The organism is Dactylosporangium sp. NPDC051087 (assembly GCF_055586325.1).
This window is the reverse complement of sequence record NZ_JBVJIJ010000009.1, coordinates 65,393-83,592: the sequence shown is the minus strand read 5'-3', so window position 1 is coordinate 83,592 and position 18,200 is coordinate 65,393. Positions and strand designations below refer to the sequence as shown.

Annotated in this window: 17 protein-coding genes; 1 reads left to right on the top strand and 16 read right to left on the bottom strand. The window is 71.4% G+C overall.

The genetic code is table 11. The features are described 5' to 3' along the window. Positions 1 to 52 precede the first annotated feature (52 nt). The 15 genes from ACZ6TV_RS18550 to ACZ6TV_RS18480 form a co-directional block, all read right to left on the bottom strand. Positions 53 to 2,062 carry an ABC transporter ATP-binding protein gene (locus ACZ6TV_RS18550; RefSeq protein WP_465298416.1) on the bottom strand — a complete coding sequence of 670 codons (2,010 nt, stop codon included), beginning with the start codon at positions 2,060 to 2,062 and terminating at the stop codon, positions 53 to 55. Further along, on the bottom strand, positions 2,059 to 3,027 hold the full coding sequence (locus ACZ6TV_RS18545) for an ABC transporter permease (RefSeq protein ID WP_465298415.1): 969 nt from the start codon (positions 3,025 to 3,027) through the stop codon (positions 2,059 to 2,061). Before ACZ6TV_RS18545 ends, ACZ6TV_RS18550 begins: the two co-directional genes overlap by 4 nt. Positions 3,028 to 3,029: 2 nt before the next feature. Continuing rightward, positions 3,030 to 4,064, bottom strand: coding sequence for an ABC transporter permease (locus ACZ6TV_RS18540; protein WP_465298414.1), 1,035 nt, complete (start codon positions 4,062 to 4,064; stop codon positions 3,030 to 3,032). 19 nt (positions 4,065 to 4,083) lie between these two features. Then, positions 4,084 to 4,827: an alpha/beta fold hydrolase gene (locus tag ACZ6TV_RS18535; protein ID WP_465298413.1), complete on the bottom strand. Its 744-nt coding sequence runs from the start codon at positions 4,825 to 4,827 to the stop codon at positions 4,084 to 4,086. Between the two features lie 59 nt (positions 4,828 to 4,886). Further along, on the bottom strand, positions 4,887 to 5,609 hold the full coding sequence (locus ACZ6TV_RS18530; protein ID WP_465298412.1) for an alpha/beta fold hydrolase: 723 nt from the start codon (positions 5,607 to 5,609) through the stop codon (positions 4,887 to 4,889). Between the two features lie 8 nt (positions 5,610 to 5,617). Then, positions 5,618 to 6,187, bottom strand: coding sequence for a carboxymuconolactone decarboxylase family protein (locus tag ACZ6TV_RS18525; protein ID WP_465298411.1), 570 nt, complete (start codon positions 6,185 to 6,187; stop codon positions 5,618 to 5,620). Then, the gene (locus ACZ6TV_RS18520) at positions 6,184 to 7,866 is read right to left on the bottom strand and encodes an ABC transporter substrate-binding protein (RefSeq protein WP_465298410.1); all 1,683 of its coding nucleotides are present in this window, start codon (positions 7,864 to 7,866) and stop codon (positions 6,184 to 6,186) included. The genes ACZ6TV_RS18525 and ACZ6TV_RS18520 overlap by 4 nt, the downstream gene beginning before the upstream one ends. Before the next feature lie 265 nt (positions 7,867 to 8,131). Then, a complete protein-coding gene (locus ACZ6TV_RS18515; protein ID WP_465298409.1) occupies positions 8,132 to 8,812 on the bottom strand; it encodes an aspartate/glutamate racemase family protein in 681 nt (226 codons plus the stop codon). Then, positions 8,812 to 10,374: a class I adenylate-forming enzyme family protein gene (locus ACZ6TV_RS18510; RefSeq protein ID WP_465298408.1), complete on the bottom strand. Its 1,563-nt coding sequence runs from the start codon at positions 10,372 to 10,374 to the stop codon at positions 8,812 to 8,814. Before ACZ6TV_RS18510 ends, ACZ6TV_RS18515 begins: the two co-directional genes overlap by 1 nt. Positions 10,375 to 10,425: 51 nt before the next feature. Further along, positions 10,426 to 11,847, bottom strand: coding sequence for an amidohydrolase family protein (locus ACZ6TV_RS18505; protein WP_465298407.1), 1,422 nt, complete (start codon positions 11,845 to 11,847; stop codon positions 10,426 to 10,428). Between the two features lie 88 nt (positions 11,848 to 11,935). Beyond that, a complete protein-coding gene (locus tag ACZ6TV_RS18500) occupies positions 11,936 to 12,307 on the bottom strand; it encodes a VOC family protein (protein ID WP_465298406.1) in 372 nt (123 codons plus the stop codon). Then, positions 12,304 to 13,254, bottom strand: coding sequence for an NAD(P)-dependent oxidoreductase (locus ACZ6TV_RS18495; RefSeq protein WP_465298405.1), 951 nt, complete (start codon positions 13,252 to 13,254; stop codon positions 12,304 to 12,306). The genes ACZ6TV_RS18500 and ACZ6TV_RS18495 overlap by 4 nt, the downstream gene beginning before the upstream one ends. Further along, complete coding sequence (locus ACZ6TV_RS18490; protein WP_465298404.1) at positions 13,251 to 14,054, bottom strand: alpha/beta fold hydrolase; 804 nt, start codon at positions 14,052 to 14,054, stop codon at positions 13,251 to 13,253. Before ACZ6TV_RS18490 ends, ACZ6TV_RS18495 begins: the two co-directional genes overlap by 4 nt. Further along, complete coding sequence (locus tag ACZ6TV_RS18485; protein ID WP_465298403.1) at positions 14,051 to 14,599, bottom strand: carboxymuconolactone decarboxylase family protein; 549 nt, start codon at positions 14,597 to 14,599, stop codon at positions 14,051 to 14,053. The genes ACZ6TV_RS18490 and ACZ6TV_RS18485 overlap by 4 nt, the downstream gene beginning before the upstream one ends. Before the next feature lie 4 nt (positions 14,600 to 14,603). Beyond that, positions 14,604 to 15,704 (bottom strand): LLM class flavin-dependent oxidoreductase, encoded by a 1,101-nt coding sequence (locus ACZ6TV_RS18480; protein ID WP_465298402.1) that lies wholly within the window; start codon positions 15,702 to 15,704, stop codon positions 14,604 to 14,606. Between the two features lie 117 nt (positions 15,705 to 15,821). Between ACZ6TV_RS18480 and ACZ6TV_RS18475 the strand changes: the two genes are divergently transcribed. Beyond that, the gene (locus ACZ6TV_RS18475; RefSeq protein WP_465298401.1) at positions 15,822 to 16,958 is read left to right on the top strand and encodes a flavin reductase; all 1,137 of its coding nucleotides are present in this window, start codon (positions 15,822 to 15,824) and stop codon (positions 16,956 to 16,958) included. On the opposite strand, the gene ACZ6TV_RS18470 is transcribed toward ACZ6TV_RS18475, so the two are convergent. After that, the gene (locus tag ACZ6TV_RS18470) at positions 16,933 to 18,195 is read right to left on the bottom strand and encodes a PucR family transcriptional regulator (RefSeq protein WP_465298400.1); all 1,263 of its coding nucleotides are present in this window, start codon (positions 18,193 to 18,195) and stop codon (positions 16,933 to 16,935) included. The two genes, ACZ6TV_RS18475 and ACZ6TV_RS18470, sit on opposite strands and share 26 nt — an antisense overlap. Between the last annotated feature and the right edge of the window lie 5 nt (positions 18,196 to 18,200).

Genomic DNA, 18,200 nt, shown 5'->3' with positions numbered 1-18,200 from the left:
CGGCGGTGCCGTCCGGTGACGGATGACGCGATCCGCGGTCGCAGGACGGGAATCAGGCTTGGTCGAACTGTCCTGGGTAGTGGCACGCGACGAGCAGGCCGTCCCGCCGGGGCGTCAGGCGCAGCTCGTCGGTGCGGCAGTCGGGCCGCGCGATCGGGCAACGCGGCGCGAAGCCGCAGGCGGACGCCGGGTCGACGTCGCCGGCGTCCCCGCGCAGCGGGATCTCGGGGCGACGCTCTTCGGTGTCCAGTTGCGGGACGGCGCTGAGCAGGGCCGCCGTGTAGGGGTGCAGGGGGTCGGTGAGCAGGCTGCTCGCCGGCCCGGCTTCGACGACGCGGCCGAGGTACATCACGGCGACGCGGTCGCAGAGGTGCCGGATGACGCTGATGTCGTGGGAGACGAGCACGGCCGTCAGCCCGAGATCCTTCTTCAGGTCCTGCAGCAGGTTGATGATCTGCGCCTGGACCGACAGGTCGAGACCGGACATCGGCTCGTCCATGACGACGACCTTGGGCTGGACGACGAGCGCCCGGCAGATGCCGACCCGCTGCCGCTGCCCGCCGGACAGTTCGTGCGGGTAGCGGGACTCGATGCTCGGCATCAGGCCGCACTCGGCCATGTACTCGCGGATCCGCTTGGCACGCTGAGCTTTCGAAAGATCGGTGAGCCGCTTGAGCGGCTCCTCGATGATCTGCCAGACGGTGCGCCGGGGGTTGAGCGAACCGAACGTGTCCTGGAAGACGTACTGGACGAAGGTGTGGTCGACGCGGCCCCGCCGGTGCGTGAGCTCCCTGCCGTCGGCGTAGCGGATGAGGCCGTCGGACGGCTGGTCGAGCCCGGCGAGGATCCGTGCCGTCGTCGACTTGCCGCAGCCGGACTCGCCGACGATGCCGAGGGTCTCGCCGAACGCGAGCTGCAGGTCGACGCCGTCGACCGCCTTGGTGATGTGCCCGCCGCCGGCGAACACGCGGCGCAGCCCCTCGACGCGGATGGCCGGGACGCCGGGCTCGGCCGGGGCCGGGGGCAGTGAGATCGACACGCCGGCCGACCGGACGGGTTCGCCCGGCGCCGGCGAGGCGTAGGGGTGGATGCAGCGCGCGAGGCGGTCCCCGGTCGCCTTCGGCGGCGGCAGCAGCGCCGGGTTGGCCTCGCCGCACTCGGCCGTCGCGACCGCGCAACGCGGCTGGAACCGGCAGCCGACGGGGAACTTGAACAGCTCCGGCGGCCCGCCCGAGATCGCGTTGAGTTTCATGCCGGGGCGGCCGTTCTCCGGCCGCGCGTCGAGCAGTGCCCGGGTGTAGGGGTGCGCCGGATCGGCGAGGACCTCCTGCGTGGGTCCGCTCTCCACGACGTTGCCGGCGTACATGACGACGACGCGGTCGCTGTACCCGGCCACGACACCCAGATCGTGGGTGATCAGCAGCACGCCCATGCCCCATGACACGGCGGCCTCGCGGACGAGGCGCAGGATCTGGGCCTGGACGGTCACGTCGAGCCCGGTCGTCGGCTCGTCCGCGATGAGCAGCTTGGGCTCGTTGGCCAGCGCCATCGCGATCATGACCCGCTGCTGGGTGCCGCCGGACAGCTCGTGGGGGTACTGGTCGATCCGCTGCCTGGGGTTGACGATGCCGACGTCGCCGAGCAGGCGCAGGGTCCGCTCCCGCACGGCTTCCCTGGACAGCTTGCGGTGCACCGTCATGGCCTCGCCGATCTGCTGACCGACGGTGTGGAACGGGTTGAGCGCGGTCATCGGGTCCTGGAAGATCATCCCGATCTCGCCGCCACGCACCCGGCGCAGGTCGGCGGGCTTGAGGGCGGTGAGGTCCTCCCCCGCGAGCCGCACGCTGCCGCGGGTGAGCCGCACGGGGTTACGGATCAGCTGGAGCACCGACAGGGCCGACAGGGACTTGCCCGACCCTGTCTCGCCGACGATGGCCACGATCTCTCCGGCGGCGACGTCGAAGTCGATGCCCGTGACGGCGTCGGTCTGGCGCTTGCCCTTGGCGATCGTCACGGTGACGTCGCGCACCGCGAGCAGGGGCGCGTTCGGGGTGGCAGTCATCGGGTCCTCGGGTTCAGCGTCGTGCGGAGCGTCCGGCCCAGCACGGTCGCGCAGAGCACCGTGACGGTGATGGCGACGGCGGGCATGAACGCGTACCACGGGTTCTGGATGAGGAAGGCCCGCCCGGAGGCGAACAGCTGGCCCCAGTCGGAGGCCGGGGGCTGCACGCCCAGGCCGAGGAAGCTGAGGCCGCTCACGAGCAGCAGCACCGTCGCGACCGCGAACGTCCACAGGACGAGCACGGACGACATGACGTTGGGCAGGATGTGCTGGAAGGTGATGGTGAGGGTCGACCCTCCGCTGCCGCGCGCCGCGAGCACGAAGTCGGCCTGCCGGAGGGTGAGCACCGCGCTGCGCACGACGCGGGCGAAGTGCACCCATCCGAAGATCGACAGGACGACCAGCAACGAGCTGATGCTGTTGCCCTGCGACGTGATGACGACGAGGGCGAGGACGATGTTGGGGAACGCGAGCTGCACGTCGCAGAGCCAGTCGACGACCGGCCCGACCCATCGGCGGTTCATGCCGCCGACGAGCCCGAGCACGGTGCCGACGACGGCACTGATCGTGGCGGCGCCGAAGGCGAGGGCGAGCGCGGTCCGGGCGCCGAAGATGAGCCGCGAGAGCAGGTCCCGGCCGAGCTCGTCGGTGCCGAGCAGATGGTCGCCGCTGCCGCCGGCCCACACCGGCTTGAGCAGTGACTTCGCGGGGTTCAGCTCGCCGGGGTCGTAGGGCGCGACCCGGTCGGCAAGCAGGGTGACGACGACGATGCCGAGCAGCACGACGAGGCTGAGCACGCCGGCCTTGGAGCGCAGGAACGAGCGCACCAGTGTCCGCGACGGGTCGCGGCGCTCGGGAACGGCCGGACCGGCGGGCGTCGTCGCGGCCGTCGGGATCTCGGCCGCGACCGTGTCGATCCGGTCGGCCGGGCCCGGCACGCCGGCCGGTGGCAGTGGCTGAGCCATGGTCAGCGCCCCTTTCGGATCCGCGGGTCGAGCTGGCGATAGGCGATGTCGATGATGAGGTTGACGAGCACGACGAGGACGGCCGCGACGAAGGTCGCCGCGCCGACGATGGGGTAGTCGCGGTTGGAGACGCCGGAGATGAGCACGTGCCCGAGACCGGGCCAGACGAAGATGAACTCGACGACGACGCCTCCGGAGAGCATCCCGGCGAAGTCGACGCCGAGGACGGTGATGAGGCTGTTGAGCACCGGGCGGATCGCATGACGGGTCACCAGCCGGGCCGGCGGCACGCCCTTGGACAGCGCGGTGCGGACGAAGTCCTCCTGCATGCTGTCGGCCAGGCCCGCCCGGGTCACCTCGAGGATCCGCGAGATGGGATGGATGGCCAGGACGAGGATCGGCAGGATGATCGCCCGTGGGTCCGAGGCGAAGCCGGCCGTCGCCAAGGTGGGCACCCAGTGCAGCTGGACGCCGAACAGGTAGACGAGCAGGACTGCGACGGCGAAGACCGGGATGGCCTGGCCGCCCACGACGATGACGTCCATCGCCTTGTCGTAGACCTTGCTGCGGGCGAGTGCGGCGATCATGCCGAGCGGTATGCCGATGAGCGGCGCGAGCGCGAGCGCGGCCAGGATGAGCCCGAGGGTGGCCGGCAGCCGGTGCAGCACCTCCGCCATCGCGTCGGAGTTGAGCCGGTAGGAGTCGCCGAAGTCGAACAGGAACGCCCGGGTGACGAACTCCCAGTACTGCGTCATGATCGGCCGGTCGAGCCCGAGGTCGGCGCGGATCCGCAGGAGGTCGGCGGGTGTCGCGTCCTGCCCTGCCAGGGCCTTGGCCGGGTCGCCGGCCATCCGGAGCAGGACGAACAGCAGCGTGAGGACGCCGACGATGACCAGGACGAGCCGCACGACACTGCGCACCGCGAAGCGGACGACGCCATGCGAGATGAGACGGGACCAGAGCGGGGCCTGCGGCCCCCGGTCGTCGCCACGGGTCGTCGCGGGGGCGGTGCCCATGGGCGCGACGTTCAGAGTCATGCGATCAGCCTTTCCGTCGCTACGGGCACGGGCGTCGAGGGTCGTCGGTGGGTTCCGCGGACAGGCGGACGAGCAGCTTCGCGAGCCAGTCGGGCCGCGCGATCATCAGGTCGTGAGGGCTGTCGACGACGTGCTCGGACCACCCGCCGCCGGACCGGACACGGGAGAGGTAGGGGCGGTCGGCGACCTCACCTGACCGGCCGCACAGGACGTAGTCCTTGGGCAGGTCGAGCGGCCAGCCACCGGGCAGGCTGACCGGGTCGGTCACGCACCGCAAGGGCTGGGGGGTGACGTTGCCGGCGATCCAGGCGTTGTCCGCCGGGGGAAGGCGGTCATCGGGCCCACCGGCGATCGGGATGATGTCGGTGTCCCCCTGCCGCCGCGCCCGGGCCCGGAGCGCGGCGCCGTGCGGGTGCACGTCCGCCCCGCTCTCGCCGTCCTCGACGACGGGACCGTCGAGGAGCACAACCCGCGCGACCTGCTCGGGCATGGCCCCGACGACGCCCGCGACGACGACCGCGCCGTAGCTGTGGCCGACGAGGCACACCGGGGCCGGAGCCCGCCGGGCCAGGACCGCGCAGACGTCGTCGACGTGCGTCCGCAGGCCGACCTCGGGACCGAGCAGGTGCGCGCGGTCCGCGAGCCCGGTCAGCGTCGGCGCTTCCCATTCCACCCCCGCCGCGTCGAGCAGCGGGGTCAGCCGCTGCCAGCACCAGGCACCCCGGCCGGCGCCGTGGACGAGCACAACGCTCAGGTTGTTCACGGCACCTCCCATCAGTCGGAACAGCGTTCCGCACAACGTAATCCAGCCCTACTGGGTGGTCAATGCTTTTCGGCACTCTCGGTTGCGGCGATCAGCTGGGCGACCGCGGCCGGCCGCTCGACGTGCGGCCAGTGCCCGCAGCCCGCCAGATGGACCCGCCGGGCGCCGCCGCCCTCCCGGATACCTTGACCTTCGACGCAGCTCACTGCCTCCCAGCCGGGATCGCCGAAGATCCCGAGCCGGTGCAGCGGCGAGTCCCGGGAGGGGACCCTGGACCACTCCAGCACCGAGGACAGCGCCTCGGCCAGGGCCGCGGGGTCGAGCTGTCCGGTCACCGCGGACAGACCCAGTCGCTCCCGCTTCTTGTTCACGTTTTCGGACCGGCGTTCCGCATCAGCGAGATCGATGGGCCCCACATGCGCCGGGACCCAGGCCCACGACGTCTCCACGGTCACGACACGGGTGACGAGCGCCGGTTCGAGCCGGGCCGCGGCGAGCGCGACCGCGCCACCGAGGCTGTGGCCGACGAGGAGGGCCGGCCCGCGTTCCAGTGCGCGCACGAGGTCGAGCACGCACCGCGCCATCGCCTCGACCCCGTAGGCCGGGCCGAACGCCGCCCCCGTGCGCGGATGGCCCGGCAGCCCGGGGACGACGACGTCGAACCGGCCCGCGAGCTCGAGGGCGAGCGGCCGCAGGTCCTCCCCGGCGCAGGCCCAGCCGTGCAGCAGCACCGCGAGCGGCCCCCCTCCGGGGTACCGGTCGTACGCGAGTACCGCGGACACGGCGCTCGTCAGTGCCCGGCCGGTCGCGCCGGCGGCAGGTCGACGTAGACCTGCATCGAGGCGTTGACGCGACAGACCATGCAGTAGAAGGAGGTGAGGATGATGAGCTCGGCGGTCCGCCTGACCCCGAGGCGCGACTGGCACTCCCGCACGAGCGGCTCCGGCGCCCCGCCGACGACGACCGCCGCGGCGAGGTCGCAGGCGAGACGCTGGTCGGCGTCGAGCCCGTCCGTCTCGCCGGAGGCCGCCGCGCGGAGCGCCCGCTCGGCCACCCCGGCAGCGGCGGCCAGCCGCTCGTGCGACGCGGCCACCCGGCCGTTGCCGTGCAGCCGCGCGACGGTGATGATCGCCGGCTCCGTGAGCCGCGGTTCGACCGCCAGCTCACGGCGCAACCGGCGGAGCATGTCGACCCAGCCCGACAGGGCCGTCGGCGCGTTCGCGAGGACGGAGAACAGCTCGGAGACATGTCCGAACAGCTCGCGGGACTTCGCGTAGGCCTCCATCGTCTCCGGGTCCTGGGTGGACTCGGGAACCGGAGCGAACAACGCCGGCGACCCGCCGGACGGCATCGTCGTCATGCCGTGATGTAGAGCCGGTCGTAGTACTGCTCGGTCTGCACGTCGCACTGGACCAGGCCCTTGAGGTTCTTCGCCGCGGCGTCCACCCACACGTCGCCGCAGGCGAACAGGAAGCAGGACTCCTCGTGGAAGACCTCGGTCGCCTTGGCGAGGATCGCCTGGCGCTTGGTCGGGTCCTGCTCGCCGAGCTGCTGCTTGTAGAGCTGGTCGAACTCGGGGTTGTTCATGTGGTACGAGCCGCTGTCGGAGACGAACCGGCTGTAGGCCCGCGCGGCGTCCATGTAGGGGCGGGTGAACAGACCGAAGTGGTAGATGTCGGGGCGCTGCTTGGTGTTGTAGAAGTACTCGAGCTGCAGCGCGGTGTCGGTCAGCGCGGTGAACTCGACCTTGATGCCGAGCTTGCTGATCGACGACTGCATCCACTCGCCGATGAGCCGGCGCACCGAGCCGGTGCCCGCGAAGGCGGAGGCCATCGTGATGGTGAAGCGCGTGCCGTCGGCCTTCACGGGGTAGCCGGCCTCGTCGAGCATGGCCTTGGCCTTCGCGACGTCGTACGGGTAGTCCTTCACGGTGTCCGTGTAGCCCGGCAGGCCCTTGCCGATGAGCTGACCGTCGTCGGCGACGGTGCGGTCCTGCAGCACGGCCTTGACGAGCTCTTCCTTGTTGAGCGCGTGCTGGATCGCCTGGCGGACCCGCTTGTCACCCATCGGCCCGGTCTTGGGCTTGCCCTTGTTGTCGACCGAGTCCATGAAGGCGCCGAGGTCGTTGCCCTTGGTCAGCTGGACGAGCGTCGCGCCCGCGTTCTTGAGGGTCGGCAGGTTGTTGAGCGGCTGGATGTTGATGTAGTGCACGTCCCCGGCGAGCAGCGAGTTCAGCTGCGTGCCGGCGTCGGTGACCTGCAGGAAGGTGATCTTCTCGAGGGTCGGCTTACGCCACGTCGTGTCGCCGGCCTTCTTCACGACGGCCTTGTCCGAGGCGTACGACTCGAACTTGTAGGGGCCGGTGCCGATCGGAGCCTTGGCGAAGGCGGCGTCACGCGTCTTCTGGTCCGTGCCGAGGCCTTCGTAGTACTTCTTCGGCAGGATGGCGACCTGGGCGAGGCGCTTGAGGATGAGCACGTCCGGGGTCTTGGTGACCAGCTCGACGGTCTTGTCGTCGACGATGCGCGCGCTCGCCATCGTCGAGAAGTGCGTGGCGATGCCGTAGCCCTGGGTCGCGGCCCGCTGGAAGCTGAAGACGACGTCCTCGGCCGTCATCGGCGTGCCGTCGTGGAACTTGACGCCCTGCCGCAGCGTGAACTGCCAGGTCTTGTCGTCGACCTGCTTCCACTCCGTGGCGAGGAACGGCCGCGGCTCGCCGGTGCTGGGGTGGGTGTCGACGAGCGCTTCGTAGATGTCGAAGCGCCGGGCGCCGCCACTGACGACGACCATGGGGTCGATGGAGGAGGCCAGGTTCGACACGGCGATGGTGGCGACCTGTGAGGCGGCCAGTTTCACGCCGGCCGGCGGCGTGTCGCCCGGCGCGCCGTTGGGCGAGAGCGCGTCGGTGCTGTCACCGGCGGCCGAGGTGGTGTCGTCGACGCCGCCGCACGCGGCGAGGCCGAAGGCCGCCGCGCCGCCCAGCCCTAAGAGCAGCGCGCTCCTTCGGCTGAGCCGGGCCGCCGAGGGGAAGTCGTTCATGATGTCCTCCGATGAGGAGAGGCCCGGTTTAGCAGCCGGGAAGGAAGGTGTTGTAAGGACTGCGAAAGCCGGTCGCGGTAGCGCCGTCCCAGGTCCATCGGACGGGGAGTCGACCGCCAAGTTTCACCTATCGGAACTGTTTTCCTCTAGGTGAGAGTATGAAGCCGCTGAAGCGATGTCAACGGCCGTCAAGACCGTGGTTGAAGTGCGTCGGCCATCCCCTCGGGAGGTGCTGTCGGCACCTCCCGAGGCGGCCGTCCGGGCCTCAGCCGACCGGCTGCACACCGTTGTGCAGGCGGGCTCGAATAAGGTCGAACGCGTATGTTGTGGGATCAACCACCCAGCTGCCGGACCACGGCGAAGGGCCGGTCGCGACAGCGCTGCACCCGTTGAGCACGATGGTGACGCCGGCCCGGGCGCGCTCGTCCACGACCCGGCCCAAGGCGGTCGTCCATTCCCCGTGGTGGACCACCTTTTCAACTTCGAGGTTGAGAACGTCGGTCCCTCTGAACTGCTCGGCGAGGCCGTAGCCCCGCAGTCGCGCCTCGAGCTCGCCGGCGATCGCCGCGCTGCGGGTCACCGCCGAGAACGGCCTGCCGAGCCCGTGCAGACCCGCCGCGATGAGGCGGAGCAGGCCGAGGACGGGGATCCCGCTGTCGGCGCCGGTCTCCACGCCGGGGTCGAGGACGCAGTCCGGCACGACGACGTCATAGCGCGCCGGGTCCAGACTCGCCGCCACGGCGGTGATGTGCGCCGTCGCGGCCTCGATGTCCTCCGGCCGGTCGAGCGCGCGTGGCGCCTCGGGAGGCAGGCCGACGAGATCCACGTCGAGGTCCGACCCGCCGAGCTTGCGCAACCGCTCCGCCCGGGCCGCGGTGACCTGCTCGGGCAGGTGGATCGGCGAGATCATGCAGATGCGCAGCGGCACCGCTCCGGCCTGCTCCATCACAGCTCCAGGACCGACGGGACGCCCGCGACGACCAGGGCCGCGACCTCGCCCCGGTTGATCTTCGCGCTCGAGTTGCGGGGCATCTCGTCGATGAGCAGCAGCCGCGTCAGCTCGGCCGGGAACTGCGCGACCGCGGCCCCGATGGCCTCCCGCTGCTCGGCGGCGTCGCCCTTGAAGTGGACGACGACGGCCATGAAATCCGCGGGAAGCTCGCCGCCGGCGGGCTGTCCGTCCGTACGCAGGCCGATCACGACGGAGTCGAGCACCCCCGGGATCTCACCGAGGATCCCCTCGATCTCGTACGGGTAGACGTACGTGCCGTTGAGGACGAAGGCGTCCTTCCAGCGACCGAGGATCTGCAGGTTGCCCCGCTCGTCCCAGCGACCGACGTCACCGGTGTAGAACCACCCGTCGCCCGCCGCGCCGACGTTGGACGTGGCCGTCTGGTGGAGCTCGGACGCCAGGACGTAGCCGGGCGAGATGCCCGGGCCGCTCGCCCGGACCTCCCCGGCGCCGCGCGTGTCGCCGCGGGCGTCCTGCCGGGGCGCGATGTCGACGGTGCTCAGCGGTGCGGGACGCCCGACCGAGGACGAGTCGCCGTACTCCGGCATCGAGGACGTGAGGATCGCGAGCGTGCTGGTCTCGGTGAGGCCGTAGCTGTTGACGACCTCACCCCGTCCCGCCGCGAGCTCGCCGAGGCGGCGCAGCGTCGCGCGCGGCGTCCGCTGCCCCGTCGCGACGAGGACCCGCAGGCCCTTGTCGAGCAGGCGCTCGGCCGTGCCGGAGTCGAGCATCGCCCGCCAGGCGGGCGCCTGCAGCGGCAGGACGGTGACGCCGTCCTCGCTGTTGCGCTCGATCGAGGCGATGGAGACGTCGTCGAGGGCGATCGTCGTGCCACCCATGAGCGTCATGCCCCGCAGGGCACCGACGGAGACGTTGATGTTCGTCGGGCTGGCGGCGAGCCACCGCTCCGAGTGGCGCAGCCGCATGCACAGTGAGCGGTTGACCGCGTCCCAGTAGTCCGCCCCGACGGAGCGGACCATCCCCTTGGGCACGCCCGTCGTACCCGTCGAGTACTGGATCCCGGACACCGTGTCGGGCGCCCGGAGGCCGACCCACTCGGTGTCGCCGTCCGGCCGCGCGACCTCGTCGTAGGTGTCGGTGCCGGGCTCGGTGAACCAGACGGGCGCCGAACCCATCGCCCGCCGGGCCGCCTCCAGCAGCTCCGGACCGGTGAACAGCTCCTTGAGATCGAGGGCGCGCGCGGCGGCGTCGAGGTGGTTGTTCAGCGTGATGCCGAGCAGCACCGGCTGCAGGCCCGCCGCCTGCGCGGCGAGGTAGAGCTCGAGGCCGAACGTGCCCTGGTAGTGGGCGATGCCGATGCGGTCGCCGGGCTTTCGGCCCCGCTCCCGGAAGCCGCCGACGAGACCGTCGAGACGGGTCCCGAGTTCTCCCCACGTCAGGGTGCGGCGCGACGCGGTCGTCACGTCGCCGACGATGGCGGGGTTGCCGGACAGCAGGTTGATGTTCTGCCTGACCTTGAGAAGCAGATCGGTCATGGATCGCCTCCTGGATGCGCTGAGGGTGATCGGAAAGGCCGGGCCGACGGACTAGGCGAGCGGCCGCGTGCGGTTGATGCTCGGTAGGACCTCGGCGATGACGCCCGCGTCGATCGCCGACTCCCAGATCGACGTGAGGGCGGCCTCCGCACGGGCGCGGACGCCGTTGAGGTCGATGCCGACGAAGGTGCCGTCCTCGATGAGGACCCGGCCGTCGACCATCTCGAACTGGACGTCGCGGCCGTTGCCGTAGTAGACGAGCGACTGGACGACGTCGAGCGCCGGGGCGATCGACGGGTCGGTGATGGCGACGCCGATGAGGTCGGCTCGCGCGCCCTCCTTGATGGCGCCGAGGTCGGGCCGGCGCAGGATCGCGGCGGCCCGGCTCGTCGCGAGGTCCACGACCTCGGCGGCGGTCGGCCGGTGCGACTGGGCGACGCCGATCTTGCCGAGCATCGCGGCGAACTTCAGCTCCTCGACCATGTCGCAGTTGAACCCGTCGGTGCCGAGCGCGACGGAGATGCCCGAGTCCATGAAGGACACCGACGGTGAGATGACGGCCTCCTTCGCCTTGCGCGAGGCGCAGTGGACGATGGTGATGCCGGTGTCGGCCGCGAGCCGGCGGTCCTCGTCCGGCAGGTACGTGCCGTGCGCGGCGATGAGCCGCTCGTTGGCCAGCTCGGCCCGCTGCAGGACCCGCAGCGGGGTCGTGCCGAACCGCTGCTGCGTCGCGGCGAGCTCGCTCGGCGCCTGGCACAGGTGGGTCGTGACGAGGCAGTCGAGCCGCTTCGCCGCCACCCCGACCCCGGCCAGCACGCTGAACTCGTCGGTGTGCACCGCGGCCGGCCCGAGGACCATCGTGATCCGCCCGCCCGCGGCACCGTCCCACTCCCCGAACATCCGCTCGAGCTCCTCGAGCTCGGCCAGCTGGGTCTCCTCCGAGGTGGTCTGCTTGCGGTCCTCCCGCCCACCGGAGAGCTGGCCCAGGCGGGCGGTGACGTCGAGCGGGATCGTCGGGCCGGCGAAGGTCCGCACCCCGACGCGCTCGGCGATGTGCAGGTAGCCCTCGATGTCGGTCGACGCGTGGTTGAGGATCGTCGTCGTCCCGGTCCGCATCATGCCCAGGACGTCCCACTCGATGACCGCGCGGAACTGCTCCCGCAGCTCTTCACGGTAGGCGTGCCGCCACAGCCGCGACAGCGGCACGTAGAACGGCATGCCCGTCGGCAGCTCGTAGTCCTCTGACACGGCTCGGCCGACGGGGCCGGCACCCGCGTGGGTGTGCATGTTGACCAACCCCGGCAGCAGGACCTTGTCGGCCAGCTCGATCCGCCGGGCGTCGATGCCCTCGGCCTGGGCGGCCGGCACGACCCCGGCGATCCGGTCGCCCTCGACGACCACCGCCGCGCCCGTGCGTACCTCACCGCCGCCGAGGTACACCCAGCGAGGGAGAATGACCGAACGTTCCACCATCGTCAACCGCCTTCCGGCCCCGTCGTGAGTTTTCGTTGCTGCTGATGCGCGCCCGCCGGTGTGCCGGCGGGCGCGACGATGGCTGCGCTCAGCCCTTTTCCTGCCGCAGGACGAACACGTTGCCGTCCGGGTCCTTGAAGGTCGCCCACCAGCCGAAGCCGGCCAGGAACGGCTCGGAGACGAACTCGACGCCCTTGGCCTTGAGCTCCTCGTAGGTCGTGTGGATGTCGTCGCAGGTGAAGGTGATGCCCGAGTAGAACTCCACCTCGTCGAAGACCGGCCAGTGCAGGATCATCAACGAGTTGCGCGACGTGGGGGCCGTCTCCAACCAGCGACGCGGGGCGAAGTCGGGCATGACGACGTCGCTGACGACCTCCAGGCCGACCTGGTCGGTCCAGAAGCTCGCCGCCCGATCCTGGTCACGAACCTTGATGTTCACACCGCGGATTCCGGTGATCATGCGTGTTCCCTTCCGTTGTCGACCGATTCGGATGCCCGTCGCCCGCTGGGCGCCGGGTCGCGTGGGCGAGGGTGCCCACGAAGCACTTCGAAGACGACGGCCGTGTCGCTGGCCACGAGACCGTCGGACAGGCCGTCGCGGTAGATGGCCCGGGCGGCGTCGAACAGCGGCGTCACGGTGCCCGCCTCGGCCGCGGCCGACCCGATGATCTCGAGGTCCTTGGCGAAGACGTCCATGCGGATGCTCGCCGGCTCATAGCGCCCCTGCACCATGGCGGGGCCGCGGACACCGAGCATCCGCGAGGCTCCCGCCCCGTCCCCGACGGCGGCGAGCACCTGCCACAGGTCGAGACCGAGGTCCTGGGCGAACCCGAGCGCCTCGGCGGCGGCGACGTTGTGCACCGCGACAAGGTGGTTCGCCACCAGCTTCATCAGGGTGCCGTTGCCGACCTTGCCGAGCTCGAAATGGGCGCGTGTGAAGGCCTCGACGAGGCTCCTGGCCCGTCCGACCGGTTCCGGTGCGCCGCTCACGTAGGCGACGAGGTCGCCGGCCCGGGCCTGGGCACCGGTCCCGCTCAACGGGCAGTCGAGCATCTCGACGCCCACCCGGGCGAGGCGGGTCGCCCCGTCGAGCTTGGTACGCAGATCCAGCGTGCTCGTCTCGACGACGACCGTCCCCGGGCGCGCGGCCTCGACGAGTCCACTGAGGACGGACTCGAAGGCCGCCGCGCTCGGCAGGGAGGTGAGCACGAGGTCGCAGGCGGCGACGAGCGAAGCGAGGTCGTCGTGCACCGTGCCGCCGGCGTCGGCGAACGCCCGGCGCCGGTCGGTGTCGATGTCGTGGCCGTGGACCTCGAAGGCCCCGCCGGCGAGGACGTTGCCCGCCATGGCCGAGCCCATGACCCCGAGCCCGACGAAGCCGGCGCGTGGCCGTCCGGTCGCGTTCATCCCCGGCTCCCCTCGTCCGGGCTGTCATTCCCCGGTCGCACCCAGTTGCGCACGAGCCGCGCGAAGGGCTCGGCGAACTCGAGCGCACTGGCGTGCCGGGCCCCGGCGATGACGGCGCGGTGGGAGCCCGGGATCGACCAGGCGAGACGGGCGGCGCCGTCGTGGAACATCGGTGCGTCGAGCTCGCCGTCGACGAGCAGGGTCGGCGCCGTGATCGTGCCGAGCCGCGAGGAGACGTCGGCCTCCGCGAGCGCCAGGCACGCGAGGGCGTAGCCGCGCGGGTCGATGTCCGCGAGGGTGCGCTTCACGTAGGCGACCTCGGCCCCGTCGGCTTCGAGGGCCGCGGGGGTGAGCCACAGCTGCAACGTGGGCTCGACGAACGGCATCACGCCCAGGCGTGCGGCGTCGGCGGCCCGGACCCGCCACCGCTCGCGCCAGTCCTCCGGGTAGAACGGCACGGTGGCCGCCACGACGAGGCTGGAGACGAGCCCGGGATCGTGCGCCGCGAGCTCGAGGGCGACGAGGCCGCCGAGGGACAGCCCCACGACGTGCACACCCTGGTGACCGAGGCCGCGCAGGTGTTTCGCGAGCGCGACCGCGACGTCCGCCGTGCCGTAGGGGGCGCCGGGGACGGGGCAGCCGCCGTGCCCCGGGAGGTCGACGCAGTACACGCCGAGACCGTCGAGCGACTCGGCGGCCCGCTCCCAGAAGCCGGCGCTCGCGCCGAGCGGGTGCAGCAGCACGACGGTCGGGCCGTGGCTCTCCCGCAGGGCGCGCCCGCGGACCACCACCCCGCTCACGGCGCGCTCATCTCGACGGGCGGGCTGAGCGCGCCGGCGTCGGTCCGGGTCGCGTTCATCACCATGGCGAGGGTCGTGTAGTAGCCCGCACAGACGATGACGTCGATGAGGCCCTCCTCGCCGAGCACGTCGAGCGCCCGGTCGTAGAGTTCGTCGGTGATGTCGTTGTCGGCGAGGACGTCCGCGACGACCGCGTAGCCCGTCGCCAGCGGCTCCGCCAGCGGACCCGGCTCCCGGCCGGCCGCGATGTCCTCCACGACCTGCCTGGGGACGCCCGCGTCGAGGGCGAGCTGACAGTGGTAGCCCCACTCGAAGGCCTGGTTCCGGGCGCGGGCCACCTGAAGGACGGCCGTCTCCAGCACCGCCTTGGGCAGGGTGGACCCGAAGCGGAGGTGGGCGCCGACCTCCTGCAGCCGGACCATGGCGCCGGGGCTGCGCAGCAGGGGGACGAACGGCCCGAAGAGGTCACCCCGGGGGCCGGCGGTGATCGCCGCGACGGCCTCCTGCTGCGCCGGCGTCAGCGCCGCCGCCGGCAGCTGCGGCATCCGGTCACGCACCGCTGCCGTGCCTCTCGACCAGCGGCATGACCTTCGTCGCCATGAGCTCCATCGACCGGCGGGCGAGCCCCTCGTCGACCCAGTCGAGGCCGGCGTAGACGAGCTCCCCGAAGGGTCCGGTCTGCTGCTCGAAGGCGACGAGCTGCTCGGCCACCTGCTCGGGTGTACCGCAGATGACGAGGTCGTCGAGGACCCGGTCAAGGGTGATCGCCTCGTCCGGCTCGTTGCGGTCGCGCTTGAACAGACCCAGCCGCCCGAGCTTCGTCATCTTGCGCAGCATCTGCTCGTAGTAGAAGCGGTAGGGGCTGTTGCGGTCGTCGCGCCCGTAGGCGCGGGCCTCCTGCTCGGTGTCGGCGACGAAGACCGTCCGCGCGATCCGCCAGTCGGCCGGGTCCGCCTCGACCCCCGCGGCCTGCTTGCCCTCGACGTACTTGCCCCAGTGCGAGGCCACCCATTGCGGGAGCAGGAAGTTGGCCGACAGGGGGTGGAAGTCTTTGCGGCCCATCTCCACGACGCCCTTGGAGAACGGCGCGACGACGGTGCCGACGACCTCGGGGCGCGGGCTCTGCAGCGGCTTGGGCAGGACGCCCACGCCGAGCGCGAGGTCCATCGAGCGCCGCGTCGAGACGCTGTAGCGGCCGCTCCCGGACACGATGTCGTAGGGCGGCTCACCCTCCCAGATCTTGAGGATGACCTCGATGGCGTCGGCGAACATCGCGCCCCGGTCCTCGTCGAGGATGCCGAGCACCTCGGCGTCCGACGGCAGCGCGCCGGGGCTGATGCCGAAGATGAGCCGGCCGCCGGTCAGGTGGTCGAACATCGCCGCGTTCGCCGCGACGAGCGCCGGGTGCTGGTGCGACAGGTTCGTCGTGCCGGTCGCGAGCTTGATCCGGGGAGCGTCGCTGACGAGGGTCGCGAGGAACAGCATCGAGTTGGTGATGTTCTCCAGCTCGTCCGTCAGGTGCTCACCGATGAAGGCGTCGTGGAATCCGAGCCGATCGGCGAGGATGACCGCCTCGCGGTCCTCGCGGAGCGTCTCCGCCCATCGGCGTCCGGGGCGGTGCAGTGGCATCGCGAAGTATCCGAGTCTCACCGGCTCAGTCAATCCGCTGGTCAACCCCGGAACAATTACGGCTTCTCACAGCGTGACCGGGGCAGGATGTGGGAACACGTGATTGTTCTGCCTCCGGTGTGGAGGTTGACTCGGGACATGACCGTCGTTCGGACGCCAAACGTTGACCGCGACCATTTCCGCAACGTCGCCGGTCGCTTCGCCACCGGCGTAGCCGTCCTCACGTCACGAGGCGTCCAGGCACGGGCCGGCATGACGGTGAGTGCGCTGACGTCGCTGTCGCTCGACCCGCCGATGGTCCTGGTCTGCGTCAACCGTTCGGTGCCGACCGAGCGGAGCGTCGCCGAGGCGGGCACCTTCTGCCTCAACATCCTCGCCGAGGGCCAGGAGCAGCTCGCGCTGCAGTTCGCCCGCCCGAGCGACGACAAGTTCACCGGGGTGCGCGTCCACGAGGGGGTCCTCGGCAATCCCGTCCTCACCGACGCCCTGGCCTCGATCGAGTGCGAGGTGTCGGACACGGTGCAGGCGGGCAGCCACAGCATCTTCATCGGCCGGGCGCGCGACGCCCAGGCGCGTGAGGGGCTGCCCCTGACGTACTTCCGCGGCGGGTTCGGCGGGCTCACGCTCGACCGCTTCAACCAGGTGTACCAGCGGCTGCGCGACATGATCCTCGGGCGGGAGATCGACGGGCACGACGACATCGACGTCCCGCGGCTCGCGCGGCGCCTCGACGTCGAGCCGGCCGCCGTCCTCGCCGGGCTGTCGACGCTGCGCCGCGAAGGGCTCATCACCTCGACGCGGTACGGCCACCGGGTCGCCCCCTTCACGGCCGCCGACGCCGCGGAGGCGTTCGAAGCGCGGGCCATCATCGAGAAGGGGGTCGCCGACCTGACCGTCGGCTCCGTGTCCGATGACGACCTGGCCGCCCTCGACCGGCTGTGCGGCGACCTCTCCCGGTTCATCCTCAACGACGAGTTCACCGACTTCGAGGCCTATCTCGAGGCCAACGAACGGTTCCACCGCTTCCTCATCGGGCTCTCGGGCAACCGGCGCACCATCGCCCAGTACGAGGCGCTGGCCATGCCGACGATCATGGCGCACAGCTTCGGGATGACCCGGAAGAGCTCCTCCCAGTTCGTCGACGTCCACCAGCGGATCGTCAGCGGCTACCGGCAGGGTGACCTGACGGCGGTCAAGGCGGCGATCGTGCAGTACACCACGCTGGCGACCGAGCGGGCCCGGGAGCTGCTCACATCGCACGGCGGATCGGTGTAGCCGTCTCGTCCAGGCCGGCGAGCAGGTCGTGCAGGCGCAGCGCGAGCATGAGCTCGGCCTGGCGGGACTGCAGGTCGTGACCGAGCAGCTCCTCGATACGGTGGACGCGGTTGCGCACGGTGTTCTCGTGCAGGTGCAGGGCTCTCGCGGTCGCGGCGTAGTTGCGCTCGCGCAGCCAGACGCACAGGGTCTCGCGCAGCACGTCGAGTCCGCTGCCGGTGCCGCTCAGGGTCGCCAGCTCCTCCTCGACGAGCTGGGCCGCGATGGGCAGGTCGTCGAGGAAGATCGCCTCGAGGCGGACGTCGGCGTACTCGATGACGCCGTCACCGGCCAGCTGGTGGTGCCGGCGTCTCCCGGCGAGCGCCGCCCGGATCCGGCGCAGCCGCCCCGTCTGGCCGTAGGTGTGGCGCAGTCCCTCGAGGCCGCGCGCGGGTGCGCTCACCTCGGCGGCGACACCGTGCTCGGCGAGCAGCCGGCGCAGCCCGGCCCGCGCCTCGGCGGTCCACGCCCGCCGGGCGAGGAAGTGCACCTGGGTGCCGTCCGGCTCGGTGTGGTGCAGGACGTCCGTCACGGCACACGTCGCCTGGGCGCGTCGCACCCAGGCGGTGCCGCCGGCATCGGACCGCGACGCGACGGCGATGTGGTCGGCGTCGATGTCGTAGCCGAGGCCGAGCAGTTCGAACTTGTCCGGCACGTGGTCGCCGCTGAGCAGGTCCTTGACGAGGCGGAAGCGGAGGTGGTCCCGCGAGCGCTGCAGGCTCTCCTCGGTGACCATGTGCTCGCGGGCCACCTGGGCCAGCGCGGCGTTCTGGTAGGCCATGACGAGTTCGGTGAGCAGGCGGGCGCCCTCGCACCGGCGGGCCGGGTCCGGCTCGGCGGCGTCGAGCCGGCTCACCCAGTCCCGCCACATGGTGAGGAACCCGACGCGGTAGGACAGGTGCAGGGATGCCTGCACGACCCGCCGCCGGGCCTGGACGACGGCGAGCCGCCGGGGCTGGACGAGGTCGAGCTCGTCGAGCTCGACCTCGCCCATCGCGACCCGGTGCAGGGTGCGCACGTTCTCCGTGACGCTTGCGGTCAGCGCGGCGACGAACTCCTCGTCGTCGCGCAGGTGATCGAACGCCGCGTCGATGTCGACGGCCACGACCTTCGTGATGAGCTCGGTCGAGACGGCGGACCTGAGGGCGTCCCGCAGCCACGAGGGCAGCGGCGCGGGGCAAGCGGACTCCGGAGACACGTTGA

Excerpts from the sequence above, each read along its gene's own strand:
- ACZ6TV_RS18540 (WP_465298414.1), bottom strand. The coding sequence starts at position 4,064 with ATGACTCTGAACGTCGCGCCCATGGGCACCGCCCCCGCGACGACCCGT.
- ACZ6TV_RS18500 (WP_465298406.1), bottom strand. The coding sequence starts at position 12,307 with ATGATCACCGGAATCCGCGGTGTGAACATCAAGGTTCGTGACCAGGAT.
- ACZ6TV_RS18550 (WP_465298416.1), bottom strand. The coding sequence starts at position 2,062 with ATGACTGCCACCCCGAACGCGCCCCTGCTCGCGGTGCGCGACGTCACC.
- ACZ6TV_RS18495 (WP_465298405.1), bottom strand. The coding sequence starts at position 13,254 with ATGAACGCGACCGGACGGCCACGCGCCGGCTTCGTCGGGCTCGGGGTC.
- ACZ6TV_RS18525 (WP_465298411.1), bottom strand. The coding sequence starts at position 6,187 with ATGACGACGATGCCGTCCGGCGGGTCGCCGGCGTTGTTCGCTCCGGTT.
- ACZ6TV_RS18505 (WP_465298407.1), bottom strand. The coding sequence starts at position 11,847 with ATGGTGGAACGTTCGGTCATTCTCCCTCGCTGGGTGTACCTCGGCGGC.
- ACZ6TV_RS18545 (WP_465298415.1), bottom strand. The coding sequence starts at position 3,027 with ATGGCTCAGCCACTGCCACCGGCCGGCGTGCCGGGCCCGGCCGACCGG.
- ACZ6TV_RS18515 (WP_465298409.1), bottom strand. The coding sequence starts at position 8,812 with ATGGAGCAGGCCGGAGCGGTGCCGCTGCGCATCTGCATGATCTCGCCG.
- ACZ6TV_RS18510 (WP_465298408.1), bottom strand. The coding sequence starts at position 10,374 with ATGACCGATCTGCTTCTCAAGGTCAGGCAGAACATCAACCTGCTGTCC.
- ACZ6TV_RS18475 (WP_465298401.1), top strand. The coding sequence starts at position 15,822 with ATGACCGTCGTTCGGACGCCAAACGTTGACCGCGACCATTTCCGCAAC.
- ACZ6TV_RS18485 (WP_465298403.1), bottom strand. The coding sequence starts at position 14,599 with ATGCCGCAGCTGCCGGCGGCGGCGCTGACGCCGGCGCAGCAGGAGGCC.
- ACZ6TV_RS18520 (WP_465298410.1), bottom strand. The coding sequence starts at position 7,866 with ATGAACGACTTCCCCTCGGCGGCCCGGCTCAGCCGAAGGAGCGCGCTG.